Raw genomic sequence first — 16,125 nt, forward strand, 5'->3', positions numbered from 1 at the left:
GAGACACCGATGGCCCGGGTTCATCCTATTCAGGAGCGTGCGCATGCCACGCCGCCGATCAAGGTCAGCCACCTTTCAGTGCGCTTTGATGGAAAACACGGCAGCGTCGACGCCCTCGCGGACGTATCGCTGACGGTCAAGAGCGGGGAATTCCTCGCACTGGTGGGGCGTTCCGGCTCAGGCAAATCCACGCTTTTGCGTGCGATCGGCGGATTGACGCGAGCCAGGCAGGGCGGGGTTAGCATTGGCGACGCACGCGTCGATGCGCCGCCCGCTCAAATCCGCTTCGTCGCGCAGGACTATTCCCAATCGCTTCTCCCGTGGCTGACGGTGCGAGAAAATGTGCGCTTCGGCGAACGTCACGCGGTCGAAGGCAGCAGCGGTGGCGTCACTGCCGTCGAGCAAATCATCGATCGTGTTGGCTTGTCCCACGCGATCGACCGCTACCCGCGCGAGCTCTCCGGCGGCATGCAGCAACGCGTGGCCATTGCGCGTGCAATTGCCTCGCGCCCGAAGATCATCCTTCTGGACGAAGCCTTCGGTTCGGTGGACGCGCTCAGCCGAGCAATGCTGCAGGACATGATGCTCGATTTGTGGAAGGAGTTCGGCTTCACCGCCGTGCTCGTCACCCACGACATCGATGAGGCCATCTACATGGCCGACCGGGTCATCGTGCTCAACCCTGATGGGAAAGGCATCGGCGCCGAGGTCGATATCTCGCTCCCGCGCCCTCGGGCGCAGTTGGAGACGCGCGAACATCCCCGTTACCTGGAATATCGCCGCGAACTATTGGGCAGCGTTCTGGCAAAGCCGGCTGAAAACAAAGCGAGGGCGGCATGACGATCGCGCCATTGGAAGGCCGAGGCATCGCCGAAAACGAAAGTAAACCAGGGCGCCTGTCGGTTGCGGCGGCAAGGTTTTTCCAGAGCCGTTCGCTCGGTTGGTTTGCGCTGCTTGTTCTCGTGATGGTTTGGGAGGTGGTCGCGCAGGTTAGCCCGTCGCCGGGGTTGCCTGCTCCGTCGCGTATCGCGGCTGCATGGTGGCGCGAGATGACAGTTGGGCAACTGAGGTGGCAGCTTGCCGACACGATGATTTCGATGGCCTACGGTTTCGTCTTGTCGACGATATTTGGTGTGGTGATTGGGGTGGTCATGGCTTGGGTGCGCGTCTTCTACGCGCTGATGGAGCCGCTGGTGGAACTGCTTCGTCCCATACCGACCATCATCTTCGTGCCTGTCATCATCCTGTATGTAGGCCTCGGCCGCGAGATGAACGTCATCGCCATCCTCATATCGGCGACGATCCCCATCCTTATCGCATCTTATGCGGGCGCCCGCGGAGTGTCGGCCGCGCTGCGCGACACCGCCGCCACCTTCAACCTGTCCTGGTGGCAGACCGTGCGCGAAATCGTGGTACCGGCCGCGGCACCCGAAATCTTCATCGGCCTGCGGCTGGCGCTTGCAGGTTCGTTCGTTATCGCCATCGCGGCCGGCATGATCGCAGGCAATTCCGGCGTCGGCTATTATATCATCCACGCCCAGCAAACGCTCGATATCTCCCGCATGTATGCGGGCGCGGCAACCGTTGCCGTGGTGGGTTATCTGCTCAATGCCGGTTTCCTGCTCGTAGAGCGAAAGGTTCTCCATTGGCATCTGGCGAACGATCGCGCGAGAACCGGCGAATGAGCTTGCATTCGGCGTATGACGAAGTCTGGTACACACGATGCCAGGTGCCGACCGCCAGCGGGATAGCGCTTGATCTCGGATGGTTCGGGGAGCGGTTCGCCCGAGACGGTGCGCAATTCGGAGTGTTGCAGGATGCACCGCTCGAAATCTCGCTGTCGCACTACGACCACTCCCTTCGCACGCTCTTCCGAGAAGGCGGAAATGTTCCGGCCATCGTGGCCTACGCGGAAGGCGCTCCCACCCGTCTGCTCGGCTTGACCTTCATCGACGAAGGACAGGCGATCGTCGCGCACCCCGGTAGGGTTCCTGCGGCAAAGGATATTGCTGGCGCGCGCATTGCCGTTCCCGCATTTGCCATACGGAAGAACGCCAGCCACGCCAGGGCCATGGCCTTGGGCGGGCTTGAGGCGGCCCTGGGTTCGCTCGAACTTGATCCGACGGACGTCACGATCGTCGAAACGCCACCTCAGCGGACCGTGCCGCCGGGACGGCTGCGTACCGAACTCGGGATAAAGGATTGGCCATCACTGCACCAGATTGCCGATGGTCAAGCAGATGCGGCCTACATCAAGGGCGCCGCCGCGCGCGAGGCCGCCTTTTCACTGGGTCTTCACGTCATTGTGGAGATTGACACCCTGCCGATCGAGGCACGCGTGAACAACGGCACGCCGAGGCCGATCACGGTTCACGCGGAGCTTCTGGAGCATCGGCCGGAATGGGTTCTGGATTTTCTTGCACTGACCTTGAAAGCGGCGGACTGGGCTGCGGCAAATCCTCGGCGCACGGCGGAGATCGTCGGTCAGGAAACGGGTGCCACGGCCGCGCGCATCCAGGCGCTTTATGGCCCTCAATTCCACATCGGTCTTGCGCCGACGCTGGATCGGCAGCGCATGTCGCTGCTGCAGCTACAGGTCGACCGCCTCGCTCGCCACGGCTTCATCGATGACGGATTCGACGTGACCGACTGGGCGGAGCCGAAGCTGCTCGAAACCGCTGCACGGCTTGCATTAACATCACGGCCGACCACGCCCGCTTTCTGACAAAACATTCAAGGGATATGGCGCCAAATTATTCGGAAAACGAGCGACGTTGCTCCTCAAGAGCCAGACGGTTGTTATCGACGGATCTCTGAGAGAACCGCCCTTCGCCGTATGCAATCTCTGGACCCGCTCGCGCACAACACTCAGCCTTTTCGGGCCTGTCTTCATCACCTGCAAGGGTGCACCTCCTCTGAGGTTGGAAGGAAGTCCGTTTGCAGGAAAAGCTGGTGGAAAGTGGAAGTAAACGGCGAGAGCTCTTACAACACCACCGTTTTCCTGTGGTTCAGAGCGATTGCGTTCCAAACGCAAAACTCTGCCGGAAGCCGGAGTTTTCGTTAAACTTCCGGTTACTGGGCTCACAACTACTGATACCAGCATTCGTCGGCAGTCCCTGTGTGATACTTCGCTCACCATAAGCTGCCGGTCGTCTTCAGTTCATTTTTGTTCGGTCACCCACGCGCCGGCATCGCCGTAGCGTTTGCCGACAAATTTTTCTGGCGCCAGCAGATCACCGAGTGTTCTAATGTCCTCGCCCGAGAGCGAAATTTCTGCGGCAGCAACGTTCTGCTCCAAATGTGCGATCTTGCGTGCACCTGGGATTGGAACAATGAAATCACCTTGGTTGATAACCCATGCGAGCGCGAGCTGCGCGGCCGTCACACCCTTTTCAGCAGCCATCTCCTCTAGCATTTTCACCACTGAAGCGTTGGTCACCATGTTCTCGGGACTGAAGCGCGGGAGCGTGCGCCGAAAGTCCCCGGCATCGAAATCCTCCAGCTTCTGGATCTTGCCTGTCAGGAAGCCGCGACCAAGCGGGCTGAATGGCACGAAGCCGATGCCCAGTTCACGACAGGTGTCGAAGATTTCGCCTTCCGGATCGCGGGTCCAAAGCGAATACTCGCTCTGCAGGGCGGAAATCGGATGGACGGCGTGTGCCCGGCGGATAATTTCGGCGCCTACTTCGGAAAGGCCGAGAGCGCGCACCTTGCCTTCCTTCACGAGTTCCGCCATTGCACCGACAGTATCCTCGACAGGCACCTGCGGGTCGATGCGATGCTGGTAGAAAAGGTCGATCATCTCGATTCCGAGCCGCTTTAACGATGCCTCGGCCACTTCGCGGACATGGTCAGGCCGACCATCCACGCCGGCCATGGCTTCAACGCCCTTCTTGCCTGTATCGATCCGAAAGCCGAACTTGGTCGCGATTACCACCTTATCCCGGTAGGGCTTCAGCGCCTTGCCGACCAGGATCTCGTTCTCAAACGGGCCATAGACCTCGGCCGTATCAAAGAATGTGACACCAAGTTCGACTGCCCGGTGCAGCGTGCGGACAGCGTCCTGTTCGTCCTGTCCACCGTAGGCGTGGCTCATGCCCATGCAACCGAGTCCGACTGCAGAAACCGCAAGATGGGGGCCAAGTTGGCGTGTTTTCATCAATTGCTTCCTTCAATTGTTTTCGCCCAGGATTCAGCCTTGGAGGAATACCAATCCGGCCGGTGTTCGCTGTTTTTTGTGATCAGGCTTCAGGGCAATGACGAGATTAGCCTATTGATGGCTCCTCAATTGCGGCAATGCACAATTAGTATAAGCGCCATTGAGGTTTCGTCTTCTAACATAGACCTCACCCATTGATGCTCTTCGACGCCTTGGCCTCCGAGGGACACGCGACCCCTGCCGCAACGCGGATCGGACTCACCCATCTTCCTGACTGACATTCGCAGTGGTTACTCGAACACAGTTCCAGATTGCTAGACATGTACAAACGCGACCGAGTTCTGAATGAGGTTAGTGATCTGATAACCGTGGCGTCTTGAGGACCGCACGTGACAACGTGCTTGAGTTCGATTGACGCGGTCAAACGTCCGTAAAGCCTACGCGTTGGTTGAATCCGGAATCATGATCGGAAAGATAGTGCTCGGAGGTTACTGGGCAGCGGCTATGAAGCGATCTATTGCAAGCGGGACATCCACGAGCGTGTGGCCAAAAGGGCTATCCCACTCGACACCTATTGCCTTCGCGTTGTGCCCGTTCTCAGCTTTTACGCTCTCCAGCGCGCCTTGAGAAAATCGATTAAGGCACGGAGCTTTGGCATCACATGTGTGCGTGATGGATAATAGAGATAGAAACCGGGTGATGACGGCGTGATATCCTCGAGAACGCGTTCAAGTTGACCGCTTCTTACGAAGCCATCGACAAGTTCATCAAGCTCGTAAGCAAGTCCCAGCCCTTGGGTTGCCGCGAAAATTTTGGCATTGCTCTCGTTTACGATCAGGCTGCCCTTCACCGCTACTTTGAGTTCCTCCCCTTCCCGCTCGAACTCCCAGCGATACAATTCACCGGAGCTGCTTCCCCGAAACTGGATGCATCGGTGAAATCTTAGGTCCTCGGCCGTGGTGGGCCTTCCATGGCGAGCAAAATAGTCCGGCGAGCCCACCACCGAGAGCCTTAGTGGCGGTGTTAAGCGGACTGCGACCATGTCAGCCTCGAGCATTTCTCCCAATCGTATTCCAGCGTCAAAACCCTCTCTCGATAGATCGGCAAAGCCGTCATCAACAAAGATCTCCAATGACACATTGGGATATATGTTCGCGAAGTCTTGCATGATCGGCTCGATGACGATTGGCATGGCGACCCGGGGTAAGTTAATTCGCAACAGGCCTTTGGGTTCGCTGCTCAGTTCTCTTACGGCAAGCAACGCCCGCAACGTGCCGTCGACAAGCGGACCAGCGTTGGTCACGAATTGCTGGCCTGCCTCCGTCAAACCGACACTCCTCGTCGTGCGGGTGAGAAGCGGCACGCCAAGTCGAGATTCAAGCTTGGATACAGTCTGACTGAGGGCGGAGCGAGTCACGCCAAACGAGCGTGCTGCCTCGGTGAAATTACGAGTCGACGCGACTTTGAGGAATGCCACAACACCATCGAGATCATCCAATTCCATACGTTAATTTTCCTAACGTATTTGTCCAGCTCTCGACAGCTTATCAAAACAAACGTGGTCGTGCAGACTCTTTTGCCATGCGATCGATATGCCGAATACAGAGTAAGGAGATAACACGATGAGCTCTGGCAATAGTTTTCAGACTCACGATAACGCGCGACGTGACTTCCTTCGCAATAGCCTGATTGTCGGTACGGTCGTCTCGAGCTCCGGCATGGCGAACACATCGGCAGAGGGACGGGAGGCCACCACGAACGGCGTGCTTGCCGGCCGGGTAGCGTTGGTGACAGGCGCCGCCCGCGGCATCGGACGCGCCATATCCGAGGCTTATGTGCGCGAAGGCGCTGCTGTGGCGATGGTGGACCTCGCCGATCCGGACGCCGTTCCTCCGGTCGACGGTTATCGTACCGCCAATATGCAGGAGTTCGACGAAGCTGTAGCTGCTGCGGTGAGGTTCGGCGGGCGCGTGCTGAAGATTCAAGCCGATGTCCGTATACCTGACGAGATGGGGACGGCGGTGGAACGCGCGATGTCGGAGTTCGGAGGTCTCGACATCGTGGTCGCTAACGCGGGTTGTGTGCGCTGGCATAGTTTTGCCGAGGGTACGGAACTTGATTGGAAAAGCGTCTTCGACGTCAACGTCCATGGCGTATTCAATAGCTTCAAGGCGGCCATACCCGCGCTGCGACAGCGCGGTACAGGTCGACTGATCGCCATCTCTTCCATCGGCGGGCGCCAAGGCGTCCCCGGCAACGGCGCTTACACCTCGACCAAGTGGGCGGTCATAGGCCTCACCAAGCAGGCGGCGCTCGAGTTGGGGCCTGATAACATAACGGTCAACTCTATCGCGCCAGGTCCGACCGACACACCCATGTACCGGTCGCAAGGCCAGATCCGATCGATGGGAGTAACGACATCGGAAGATCAGGATCGCATTATCGGCCCCATGCTGCCGCTTGGAGATCTTTCTGTGTTGGAACCAAAGGCCATCGCAGATGCTGCGGTATTTCTCGCCAGTGAAGCTGCAAGTTCGATTTCCGGTATCTCGCTCGATGTAGCGCGCGGATACAATGCTTCCTATACGGCATGAGATCAGCGTTCCAGCAATTCCGATCCGTGCGAAAGTGTCGAGCGATCAAGTTGGCAGGCGCACGCATCAGTGCGTCGTTCCAGCCAGTTCCGTTAAGGACACGCACAAATCGGCCAGTTGCCCAGGCGCCCGATTCGAAATCGTGCGGAGAAGCCTTTGGTCTGCCGTCACAAAGCGTGCCTGCTTCTGGCGCGCTAGCGCGAGATAGATACAATCATAGGCGGGGTGCGACAGGCTAATTGCCAGTTCGGTGGCGGGTTCCAGCAACCCTTGCATGGATGCGAAATCGATACCCGAGCGTTCAAGTAAGCGGCTCGCCAGTATCGCTTCCTCGAGAAGCAACTGACCGCGCTGAACCTTTTTGTAGAGGATGTTGGCGGATTCAGCGATCAGCAATTGAGGCGCAACAAACTGAAACGCTAACCTCAATCCGAGGGCGTTTTCCGTGCCCTCTTCCTTGATCACCCACTTCACGGCGATGCTGGCGTCGATGACAAGCGTCTCCTTCAGCGCTCGTCACGTCCTTCACGCAACAAGACTTCGGAGGGGGTCTGCTGGCGGGATGCGGTCAGTCTGCGCAGATCAAGGGCAAGATCATCGAATGTGGGCTCAACCTCGGCTTGCAGCGCCTGGCGTAAGATCTCCCGATGCTCGGCTTCCGCCGACCGGCCATGGCGGGCGGCGCGAATTTTCAGTTTGACGATCAATTCGTCGTCGAGATTTCGAACGTGCAGGTTGCCAGGCATGATGATGCTCCCAATGAGATCATTGAGAGCAAAGATAGCAACAGGAAAAACGCATTTCAAGGAAAACGCGGAAGGGAGGACGGAGAAAACAGAAAAGAGATCGGGCATCCGATGCGACCAATCGGATATGAACCAAACACTGGTCGGGGTGAGGGGCGGCGTCGACTATCGCCGCCTATGGCAGCTATCGTCCTATGCCGGTTTTTTTTCATTGACGACCTGGTCGGCTACAGCACAATGAGCTTTGACAGCCTTCGCTATGTGGCAGCGGTTGACGGTTTCGCCGCCGATGCGCGCAGCGGCGAGCAGCTCTTTGCCTCACCAGAAGCTGCTCCTCGATCTCTGACCGAAGCGCTCACCAAGCATCCGCAGTGAACGTGCCCCCAGCCTTGCGTCGGCTCGGATCTGGCGACCCGGCAGCGCTCACGCCTATCTGAGGTTGGTGCGGTCTGCTGCAGAGGTGGCAATCACTCAAATGTGCGCGCTTCCGTGGAATACTGCGCAACGGCATTCCACTGAAGGTTACACCCGGCGCCGGGTTTATCGGAAACTTGGAACTTACCATTTCGTATCGTGGGAAAGCTTTTCAACAGCGTGCGAACTGGATCGGTGCCCGTGTGCTCGGGAATATACTCGACCGCCATGATTGCGTTGTGCGCGCAAGCGAGATGCACATGCAGATAAGGAAACACATGGGGAATTGCCTTTCTGCCATGGGCAGCGGCAAGCGATAACGCATTCATGGCGGTCGTTATGCCTCCGCTGCCTGTGGCGTCCACCCGCAGGATATCAACATTTTGTACAAGATCGGCGTAGCTATAAAGATCAAGTACATCCTCGCCCACGGCAATAGGCGTCCTGAGCTTGGAGCGTAATTCTCCGACAAGGCGCCATTGCTGAGGCAGAAAGGGATCCTCGATAAATGCAAGGCCACAGTCATCGATCCGGCGGCATGTATCTAGTGCCTCGGAAATCGTCCGCCACGACCAGTGAGTCTCTACAGCCAACGATGCACACCCCTCAAAACGGGATGCAAGCGCTCTGAGATAGGTGGCATTGGTAATTGCGTCCGTTCCCTTGATCATGATCTTGATCAAGGTTTCACCATTCTCGCAGTGGCGATCGATTTCGCCTTCGATCTCGGTTATTGGACGATCGGCGTAAGAGAAGCCGACAACCGGCATCGCGCGAATCTCGGTTCGCAGCCCGCCAAGCAATATGTAGAGAGGAAGCCCGGCAACTTTCGACGTAATATCCCAAAGAGCAACGTCGATCAGACCCAGCGCCCGAACATAAGATGCCCTTGCCGGCACCTGAGACGTTTCACTCTCGAAATTGAAAGCTTGGCGCATGAGCGCGTCTTGCCCCAAGAGCCGTGGCGCCAGCGCCTGCAGACTTTCGAACGATTGGCTTCCGCTCTTGTATCCGATCGCAAACCCTTCGATGCCGGCATTTGTTACGATACGCAGGCAGACGTAGTCACGGGATGTGATCCTGACTGAACCGAGATTGATAGGCTTCTGCAGGGGAAGACTGCAACTCGCGATCTCCACACGCTTGATCTTGATACCGCTGTCAGCCATCGTTGGCGCTCCTCTATCATGCAGGCAAGTGTCAGCCATCGAAAACCCATGCTTGTCCGGAATTTTGCCAAACAAAACTCTTCAGCATATTCGGGTTATGCTGACGGGCACCCAATAGAATTACGGATCTTTTAATTATGACGAACGTGAACTATTTTATGAATTCCTTATTCACCTTACATACGTAAGTAGATTTTGGATTCATGATCTGGGTTGCTCGCCCCTCGGCGATCGACGACAGAAGCATGTACGCATCGGGCTCTGAAAAGCCGTAGTCGTCGGCCAGCCAATAGATCATTTCCCGGTAGGCAACGCGCATCGCATCCTCAAGAGGCCGACCTAGGCCGATCACGCCGATATGCGTATCGTTCTCAAACCGGGGCCATACCATGCGCGAAGGCCGGTCCTTAACCTCGACCGCGAGCGTGACGCGTGCTCCGATATCGATGGCGCCCACTCCGCAAACCTCGCCATCTCCCTGACGCGCGTGGCAATCACCAATATACAGATAGGCTCCATCGACCTGAATCGGCAGATAGATGGTACATCCGGGCGCAACCTCCTGCACGTCGATGTTACCGCCGTGTTCGCCGTTATCGATGCTCAATATGCCGCCGAAGGACGGCGCGACCCCGATGGCTCCAACCATTGGCGCAGCAGGAATCCTGCGGTTTTCGTCCCAATGAATTATGCCATCCGCGACGCGTATCGGCTTGAACCTGGTGAACTCGGGCTGGCGCTGAAAGATCCAGTCTTGGAACAGGCCGCTGTGCGGCATGAGACCCGTAAGCCCGAATTCATCCAGTTGCATGGATTTGATCTGGACGCAAAGCACCTGGCCCGCTTTGGCACCTTTCACCTCAATCGGCCCGGTGAGGGGATTGAAATACGGGAACCGGAGATCTTCTGGCGTCACCACGGATTCAAGTGATGTGACCAGACCGCCGTTATAAGCAATCTCACACTCTATGGTGACATCATCCCCTGGGGAGATGTGATCGACATATGCATCAGCAGCGGTCAGCTGATATTTGAGATTTTCTTTGCTGATAAACTTTTCTGGCATCACTTTATCCAATCACGCTTGGGTTTAGCGGGGGGCGAGCAAATCTGCCTGGGCATCGATGGCATAGAGATAGCTATGGTAGCCAAACCCCGCGACGACACCCTTCGCAACCTTCGAAACGTAGGATTCGTTGTGAGACCACTCGCGACGATGGATGTTCGACAGATGCACCTCGACGACCGGGGACTGCGATATTTTCAGCGCATCGGCGATCGCGACGGACGTGGCCAGCCAAGCACCCGGATTGATGACAATAGCGGCGTTCAAAGATCGGGCTTCATGGATCCAGTCGATCAGAAAACCCTCATGATTGGTTTGCCGGAAAAACGTCAGGTCGAGATTGCGCAGGCCAGCACGTTTACGGCACATAGCCTCAATCTCTTCAAGGGTTGTGGTGCCGTACACCTCCGGTTCGCGGGTGCCGAGGAGATTTAAGGAAGGTCCGTTCAGAACAACGATCTTTGGTACCATGGCGCCCTCTTACTGGGTCAGCGTTGTCAAAACAGGCTGAAGGATCCGGTTCGTCGTATATCTCACCAAAGGCCCGTCCTTGTCGGTTTCCGCCCAAACCGTTTGCCACTCCTCATCTTTCATGAAAGCGGCCATCTTCTCTTCCCGCTCCGCGAGGTTCTTCCACTCGAGTATGTATATGAACTGATCGTTGGCCTCTCCGATGACGACCGTCCAGCATCCCACCGGCCGGATTCCCAGTCGCTTGAAAATGCCGATCGTGTGGTTTTCGAAACGTTGAACGACATGTCCGAGTTTCTTGGGCGCGGCGTGGTAAATTCGCATTTCGTGGATCATGGTGCTCTTCCTCTCTGGCGACTGCTTTATCCCTCAACCCAGCCATAACGCAATTGTGGCGAGGAAAAAGGTCCAATATCTGACGAAATGAAGGGTCCAGTTTATCTCGTAGCCGAAGCTTTGGGCGAGCTTCCGATCTCGGATCGTTGTCCCGAGTTCGGATATTCTTTTGAGGCCTGACGTTGCGGCAAAGCGTAAAGCCGCTGCATCCCCGTGCCTTACGCGGCGTTGTCCGAGAAACCAAAATAGGCGGCGTCCAGAGCATTGCCATTGGCCAGATTGCCCGGTGCATCTTCCAGGACGACATTGCCGTTACGCAGCACATAAATTCGTGATGCCAGATCCATGATCCGGCCTGTCGATTGCTCCACGATGAGCAGGGTCAAGCCGGTCTGGTTGAGCTGGCGAAGGCTGCTATACACCTGGTCGATCATCAGGGGAGCCAATCCCAGCGAAGGCTCGTCGATCATCAGCAGCGTGGGACGTTGCAGGATCGATCGGGCAATCGCCAGTTGCTGCTGCTCGCCGCCGGACAAGTGGCCCGCGACGCCGTTATAGCGCTCCCGAAGGATGGGAAAGGTCTCGAGCACCATCTCCATATCGGCACGGACTTCCATCGCATTCTTTCTGATCATCGCACCGACCAGCAGATTTTCCTGTACTGTCAGCGTCTTGAAGATGTGCCGTCCTTCGGGAATCAAGGCGAGCCCCTTCCTGCATACCTGCTCCGGCGCTTTTCCATCGACGCGCTCTCCCTGGAAGGAAATACGCCCGGATGTCGGTGCCATTAAGCCGGAAATGGTCTTCAGCAAGGTCGACTTGCCGGCGCCGTTGGGGCCAACGACGAAGACGACCTCCCCTTTATCCACCCTCAGATCGATATTCTTCAGCGCCGTCAGGCGACCATAGCCCGCAACGACCTGCTCTATCTTCAGCATTCAATCCTCCCTGTGGCCGGGCTCATGGCAATGCGTTATTGCCGCCAAACCCGGTTCATCCATCGTTGTTGCCTCACGAAGAGCGTTGCACGCTCGCCACTTTCCGCTCTTCAATAGCGAGACGGTCGCTTCGGGCAGGCCAGGGCCAGCGGAATTCCTTGCCGCCCATGATCCCGTCCTTGCGGAAGATGAGGATCAACAGCATTGTCACCGCCAGCACGAGTTCCTGCGTTCCGGGCGGTACGGCGAAGCTCAAGCCTCCAATGGAGTATCCCGCCTCCGCCTGCCTCAACACTTCGGTCACCGCGCTGATCAGCGCAACACCGACCACGACGCCCGCCAGACTATGCATGCCGCCAATGACCAGCATGGCGACGATGATGAATGTGTGGTTCAGGAAGAAATTGCTGAGCGATACCGTACCCATGAAGTGGGCAAAGAGGACGCCGGCCAGCCCCGCGACGAAGCCCGACAAGGTGAACGCGATAAAGCGCGACCAGTAAAGCGAGACTCCGGAGGCTTGCGCGGCCACTTCTTCCTCGCGCGTGGCCCGAAGCATCAGACCCCAACGGGAATTCTGAAAAAGATAGGCCAGCACGATGACCACGACGGTAGCCGCCAGGGCACCCCAGATCGTTACGTAGACCGGCAATCCCACGATCGTTGAGTTGCCCATTGTAACCGTGGTCCAGTTCGCAAAGACAACGTTCATGATAACCAGCAAGGCGAGCGTGGAGATCGAGGCGCTGAAGAACGAAAGCCTCATCAGAACAAGACCCGACACCAACGCCACCGCGCCCGCCAACCCTACGGAGGTCAATGCTGAAGGAATGAGTGGGAAGGTGTTGTCGCGCACGAATGCGGGAAGCCCCGACATGATTGTGGGCTTCATCATCGAGCAGCAGGTCTGCCATGCCGATGCGTAAGCGGCGACCGCGCAGAAGGTCATGTGTCCGAACGACAAGATGCCGGAATTGCCGACGAACATGTAGAGACCGACCGCGAATACGAGCCGAACCAGCGCTTCCGTAGACACACGTTGCATGTTGCCCGTTCCGAATTGATCGATAACGAAAACAACGATTATCAGCGGTACAACCAGTGCGATTACCGGGAACATACGCTTCAGAATCAGCATCACACTCTTTCCTTGGCTGTTTTCGCAAATATGCCCTGTGGACGCACGAGCAGTATGAGGATGACGATGCTAAATACGCCGGCATCGCGGAACGGGCGGAGCTCGGCCGGCAGATAGGCTTGCAGAAGAACGCTCAGTATTCCCATAATGTAGCCGCCGACGACGGCGCCGGGTAACGACCCCATTCCGCCGATCACCGTGGCGAAGAAAGCAAAGATCGTGGGCATCAGGCCCATCCTGATGTCCAAAGTGCCGGTCTGGATGATGACTAGCAACGAGATCGTGCCACCGAGGATACCGCTGATTGCGAAGGCAATCGCAATGACGCGGTTTGCCGGCACGCCCAACAGCCGGGCCATCTGAAAATCCTCTGCCGCAGCGCGCAATTGTATTCCAATCGGCGTTTTCTTGAGGAACAGCACCAGCACGATCAGCAGCGTCAGGGCAACGACCATGGTCAGGAGCTGGACGCCTGGCAGCCGGACACCGAAAATCTCCACGGCTCTGCTCAATGCGTCTCCGATGCTCACCGTTTTCGGGCGCCCGCCATGCACCATCAGGATCAGGCTTTGCAGGAAATAACTTACTGCGAAGGACGAAATGAGAAGCGAGGTCAAATCGGAATTTCGAAGCGGACGGAATGCCAGCCGCTCGGTAACCAGCGCAAGCACCACCACCGTGAGGATTACGCACAGGATCATCGCCGGCCAAGGCAGGGCACCGAACATCAGCGCGGGTGTCGCGGCAGCGGATGGAACAACCAGTGAATATGCCCCGATGGTGATGTAGTCGCCTTGGGCGAAGTTGATCAGCCTCATAACCCCAAAGACCAGACCGATCGCCAGCGCGACGAGGGCATAGAGGCTGCCGATGGCAACCGCATCAATCAGAACTTGGATGAAATGTGTCATGGGATCACCTTTAAATGACTGCTTCCGGGCGCGAGGCCTGCTCGCCGAGATATGCCCTGAGCACTTTCGGATCCTTCTTCACCTCGTCCGGAGTTCCCTCCGCAAGACTTTTCCCGCCATCCAGAACATGAATTCTATGGCAAACCCCCATGATGACATGCATATTGTGTTCGATAAGAACAACGCCGCAGCCGAATTCCTGAGGAATTCTTGTGATGATTTGCATAAGTCTATCGCATTCCTGCTCATTCATTCCCGATGCGGGCTCGTCGAGCAGTGCGAACGAAGGCCGCAGGGCCAGCGCGCGGGCAATGCTGATGCGGCGCTCATCGCTGTAGGGAAGGGAATCGCACTGGCGGTCGGGATCCTCCCGATAGCCGATCCAATCGAGAATATCCCGAGCCTGGGAGGTTGCGGCCCGGCGCGACAAGCCGATACCGAGGCCCGGAATCACCAGATTCTCCAGAACGGTCAGCTTGGGAAACAGACGGGCCGATTGAAAGCTGCGGCCAATACCGGCGCGCGCCATTTTTCGGGCGGACAGATTGGAGACATTCTCGCCGTTCAGCTTGACGGTTCCGGGGTGCGGCATCTGGAAACCGCTCAGAACGTTGACCATCGTTGTCTTGCCGGCGCCGTTGGGCCCGATCAAGCCGAGAATGTCGCCGGATTGAAGGCTGAGGTTTACGCCGTTCAAGGCTTTGACGCCGCCGAAATGAACGTGGACGTCTATGGCCTCGAGCTTCTCCTTGCGGGACTCCGACATTGAGATCCAGGTCTCCATTTTTTGAAACCGCACCTGTCGACCAATAGGTGTCAGAACTTGTGATCGGTTTATGGAATGAACGCGTTCACCGCGAACGCGCTGCAAGATGCAGCAAAGGGTGCATATGCCAGCGGGCCCCGCCGCAGATGCATACGGAGCGTGCACGGCGCAAAGCGCCGCGCACCGCATGATACCGTTAATTGCTGCTCCTGAGGAGCAGTTTCAGGTCTGGAACAAATTGGTTGCGGAATATCTCCACCGACCGGAATGAACCATTTTCGACCCGCGCAATGAGTTGCGGACGGCTGACCTGGATATGAATCTGGTCGCTATACGATGTCGGGCCGCAGGTGGTGGGCTGATCTTCGAACTGGTTCATCACCGCGAGAACAACCTCCGTCTCCACCGATTGCGCCTGTTCGACGGCCGCCGCCCATTGCTCGATCGTGCAATAGCCGAGTATCGAGAACTCGGTGGTCGGAAGAGCACCCCACCGCGCCTTGTACGCTTCGATGAACTTGTTCACTTCAGGGCGCGGATCGTCGCTGATCGACATCAAGGTCGGCACGTAGAAATCCTTGAGGTTCGGCACGCCGCCGAGCCAGTAGTCGCCGCTCATGCCCGCTTCCGCCAGGATCGGCGTGTCAATTCCCGCAGCACGGACCTGCCGGACCGCAGAAGCCCCTTGGGGAAGACCGGAGCAAAGAAAGATGATGTCGGGCTCGCTCGCCAAACCCTTGATCCGCGTTATCTGAGCGGCGATGGAAGTATCCTCCATGCGGAAGGAGTCTCTTCCGACAAGTTCGCCTCCCTTGTTCTCCCAACCCGCGACGAAACCGGCACAAGATGATTTATGGGCTTCCAGCGACACGTCCTCGAGCATGAATGCGGTTTTTGCATTCATCTTGTCATGGGCATATTCGGCCATGACGATACCGGCGGCCTGTCCCGCGGAATGCGCGGAGAAGACGTTCGAGCCAACCCCCTGAACACCCATCTTGGGATCGCTTGCCCCTGTCGATATGGCAATCAGGTTGGCGTTCTGCGCCATGAAGGCAGCCGGCGCGCCATAGTCGAAATCTGGCGGCACGACGAGCATATTGGCGCCCCAATCGATAAGCGAGGCTGCGACATTCGCCGTCAGTGTCAGGTCCGTCTTGGTATCCGTGACCTGATATTCGATCTTGCGGCCCAACAGGCCGCCGGCTTTATTGATCTCCTCGATCTTCAGGATCGCGGCCTGATGTGGCTCCTGATCGTAGGCCGCCAGCCAGCCCGAGAGCGCGGTCGCAAAGCCGATCTTGATCGGCTCCGCCTCCTGCGCCGGGGCAACTGAACTGGCCAGCGCCATCGCGACGCCACCTAATCCTGCACAAAGAAAGCTTTTCACACTGTAATTCACGGGAGGCCTCCCATT

The 16,125-nt window shown here is 57.4% G+C and carries 18 protein-coding genes; 5 read left to right on the forward strand and 13 right to left on the reverse strand.

What is annotated here, in order from left to right; translation table 11 throughout:
• Positions 1-9: 9 nt before the first annotated feature.
• The 3 genes from XW59_RS27185 to XW59_RS27195 are packed head-to-tail and all read left to right on the forward strand — an operon-like array spanning position 10 to position 2,725.
• Entirely contained in the window at positions 10-840 is an 831-nt protein-coding gene (locus XW59_RS27185) for an ABC transporter ATP-binding protein (protein WP_082137474.1), read from the forward strand.
• A complete protein-coding gene (locus tag XW59_RS27190; protein WP_047144409.1) occupies positions 837-1,685 on the forward strand; it encodes an ABC transporter permease in 849 nt (282 codons plus the stop codon). Before XW59_RS27185 ends, XW59_RS27190 begins: the two co-directional genes overlap by 4 nt.
• On the forward strand, positions 1,682-2,725 hold the full coding sequence (locus XW59_RS27195) for an ABC transporter substrate-binding protein (protein ID WP_047144410.1): 1,044 nt from the start codon (positions 1,682-1,684) through the stop codon (positions 2,723-2,725). Before XW59_RS27190 ends, XW59_RS27195 begins: the two co-directional genes overlap by 4 nt.
• A 435-nt stretch (positions 2,726-3,160) precedes the next feature.
• Here XW59_RS27195 and XW59_RS27200 read toward each other — a convergent pair whose 3' ends face one another.
• Positions 3,161-4,159 carry an aldo/keto reductase gene (locus tag XW59_RS27200; RefSeq protein ID WP_047144411.1) on the reverse strand — a complete coding sequence of 333 codons (999 nt, stop codon included), beginning with the start codon at positions 4,157-4,159 and terminating at the stop codon, positions 3,161-3,163.
• A gap of 604 nt (positions 4,160-4,763) precedes the next feature.
• Positions 4,764-5,663 carry a LysR family transcriptional regulator gene (locus tag XW59_RS27205; RefSeq protein WP_047144412.1) on the reverse strand — a complete coding sequence of 300 codons (900 nt, stop codon included), beginning with the start codon at positions 5,661-5,663 and terminating at the stop codon, positions 4,764-4,766.
• A 118-nt stretch (positions 5,664-5,781) separates the two neighbouring features.
• Here XW59_RS27205 and XW59_RS27210 point away from each other — a divergent pair, with 118 nt between their 5' ends.
• On the forward strand, positions 5,782-6,753 hold the full coding sequence (locus XW59_RS27210; protein WP_052958051.1) for an SDR family oxidoreductase: 972 nt from the start codon (positions 5,782-5,784) through the stop codon (positions 6,751-6,753).
• A 66-nt stretch (positions 6,754-6,819) separates the two neighbouring features.
• On the opposite strand, the gene XW59_RS27215 is transcribed toward XW59_RS27210, so the two are convergent.
• The gene (locus XW59_RS27215) at positions 6,820-7,263 is read right to left on the reverse strand and encodes a type II toxin-antitoxin system VapC family toxin (protein ID WP_052958052.1); all 444 of its coding nucleotides are present in this window, start codon (positions 7,261-7,263) and stop codon (positions 6,820-6,822) included.
• The gene (locus XW59_RS27220; protein WP_047144579.1) at positions 7,260-7,499 is read right to left on the reverse strand and encodes a hypothetical protein; all 240 of its coding nucleotides are present in this window, start codon (positions 7,497-7,499) and stop codon (positions 7,260-7,262) included. Before XW59_RS27220 ends, XW59_RS27215 begins: the two co-directional genes overlap by 4 nt.
• On the opposite strand from XW59_RS27220, the gene XW59_RS27225 reads away from it, so the two are divergent.
• On the forward strand, positions 7,482-7,874 hold the full coding sequence (locus XW59_RS27225; protein WP_136068051.1) for a hypothetical protein: 393 nt from the start codon (positions 7,482-7,484) through the stop codon (positions 7,872-7,874). The genes XW59_RS27220 and XW59_RS27225 overlap by 18 nt on opposite strands.
• Positions 7,875-7,966: 92 nt before the next feature.
• On the opposite strand, the gene XW59_RS27230 is transcribed toward XW59_RS27225, so the two are convergent.
• The 9 genes from XW59_RS27230 to XW59_RS27270 all read right to left on the reverse strand — a co-directional run bounded on the left by XW59_RS27230 (position 7,967) and on the right by XW59_RS27270 (position 16,110).
• Positions 7,967-9,082, reverse strand: a complete 1,116-nt coding sequence (locus tag XW59_RS27230) for an enolase C-terminal domain-like protein (protein ID WP_047144580.1) — start codon at positions 9,080-9,082, stop codon at positions 7,967-7,969.
• Between the two features lie 151 nt (positions 9,083-9,233).
• The gene (locus XW59_RS27235; protein ID WP_047144581.1) at positions 9,234-10,148 is read right to left on the reverse strand and encodes an acetamidase/formamidase family protein; all 915 of its coding nucleotides are present in this window, start codon (positions 10,146-10,148) and stop codon (positions 9,234-9,236) included.
• A gap of 24 nt (positions 10,149-10,172) precedes the next feature.
• A complete protein-coding gene (locus tag XW59_RS27240) occupies positions 10,173-10,619 on the reverse strand; it encodes a type II 3-dehydroquinate dehydratase (RefSeq protein ID WP_047144415.1) in 447 nt (148 codons plus the stop codon).
• 9 nt (positions 10,620-10,628) lie between these two features.
• Positions 10,629-10,955: an NIPSNAP family protein gene (locus XW59_RS27245; RefSeq protein WP_047144416.1), complete on the reverse strand. Its 327-nt coding sequence runs from the start codon at positions 10,953-10,955 to the stop codon at positions 10,629-10,631.
• Positions 10,956-11,173: 218 nt separating this feature from the next.
• A complete protein-coding gene (locus XW59_RS27250; protein WP_047144417.1) occupies positions 11,174-11,893 on the reverse strand; it encodes an ABC transporter ATP-binding protein in 720 nt (239 codons plus the stop codon).
• 73 nt (positions 11,894-11,966) lie between these two features.
• The gene (locus tag XW59_RS27255) at positions 11,967-13,031 is read right to left on the reverse strand and encodes a branched-chain amino acid ABC transporter permease (protein ID WP_047144418.1); all 1,065 of its coding nucleotides are present in this window, start codon (positions 13,029-13,031) and stop codon (positions 11,967-11,969) included.
• The gene (locus tag XW59_RS27260; RefSeq protein ID WP_047144419.1) at positions 13,031-13,942 is read right to left on the reverse strand and encodes a branched-chain amino acid ABC transporter permease; all 912 of its coding nucleotides are present in this window, start codon (positions 13,940-13,942) and stop codon (positions 13,031-13,033) included. The genes XW59_RS27255 and XW59_RS27260 overlap by 1 nt, the downstream gene beginning before the upstream one ends.
• Positions 13,943-13,952: 10 nt before the next feature.
• Complete coding sequence (locus XW59_RS27265) at positions 13,953-14,708, reverse strand: ABC transporter ATP-binding protein (protein WP_047144582.1); 756 nt, start codon at positions 14,706-14,708, stop codon at positions 13,953-13,955.
• A 196-nt stretch (positions 14,709-14,904) separates the two neighbouring features.
• The gene (locus XW59_RS27270) at positions 14,905-16,110 is read right to left on the reverse strand and encodes an ABC transporter substrate-binding protein (protein ID WP_246666241.1); all 1,206 of its coding nucleotides are present in this window, start codon (positions 16,108-16,110) and stop codon (positions 14,905-14,907) included.
• Between the last annotated feature and the right edge of the window lie 15 nt (positions 16,111-16,125).

It is taken from the genome of Aquamicrobium sp. LC103 (assembly GCF_001014615.2).
In the GTDB taxonomy this organism is placed as follows: domain Bacteria; phylum Pseudomonadota; class Alphaproteobacteria; order Rhizobiales; family Rhizobiaceae; genus LBCQ02.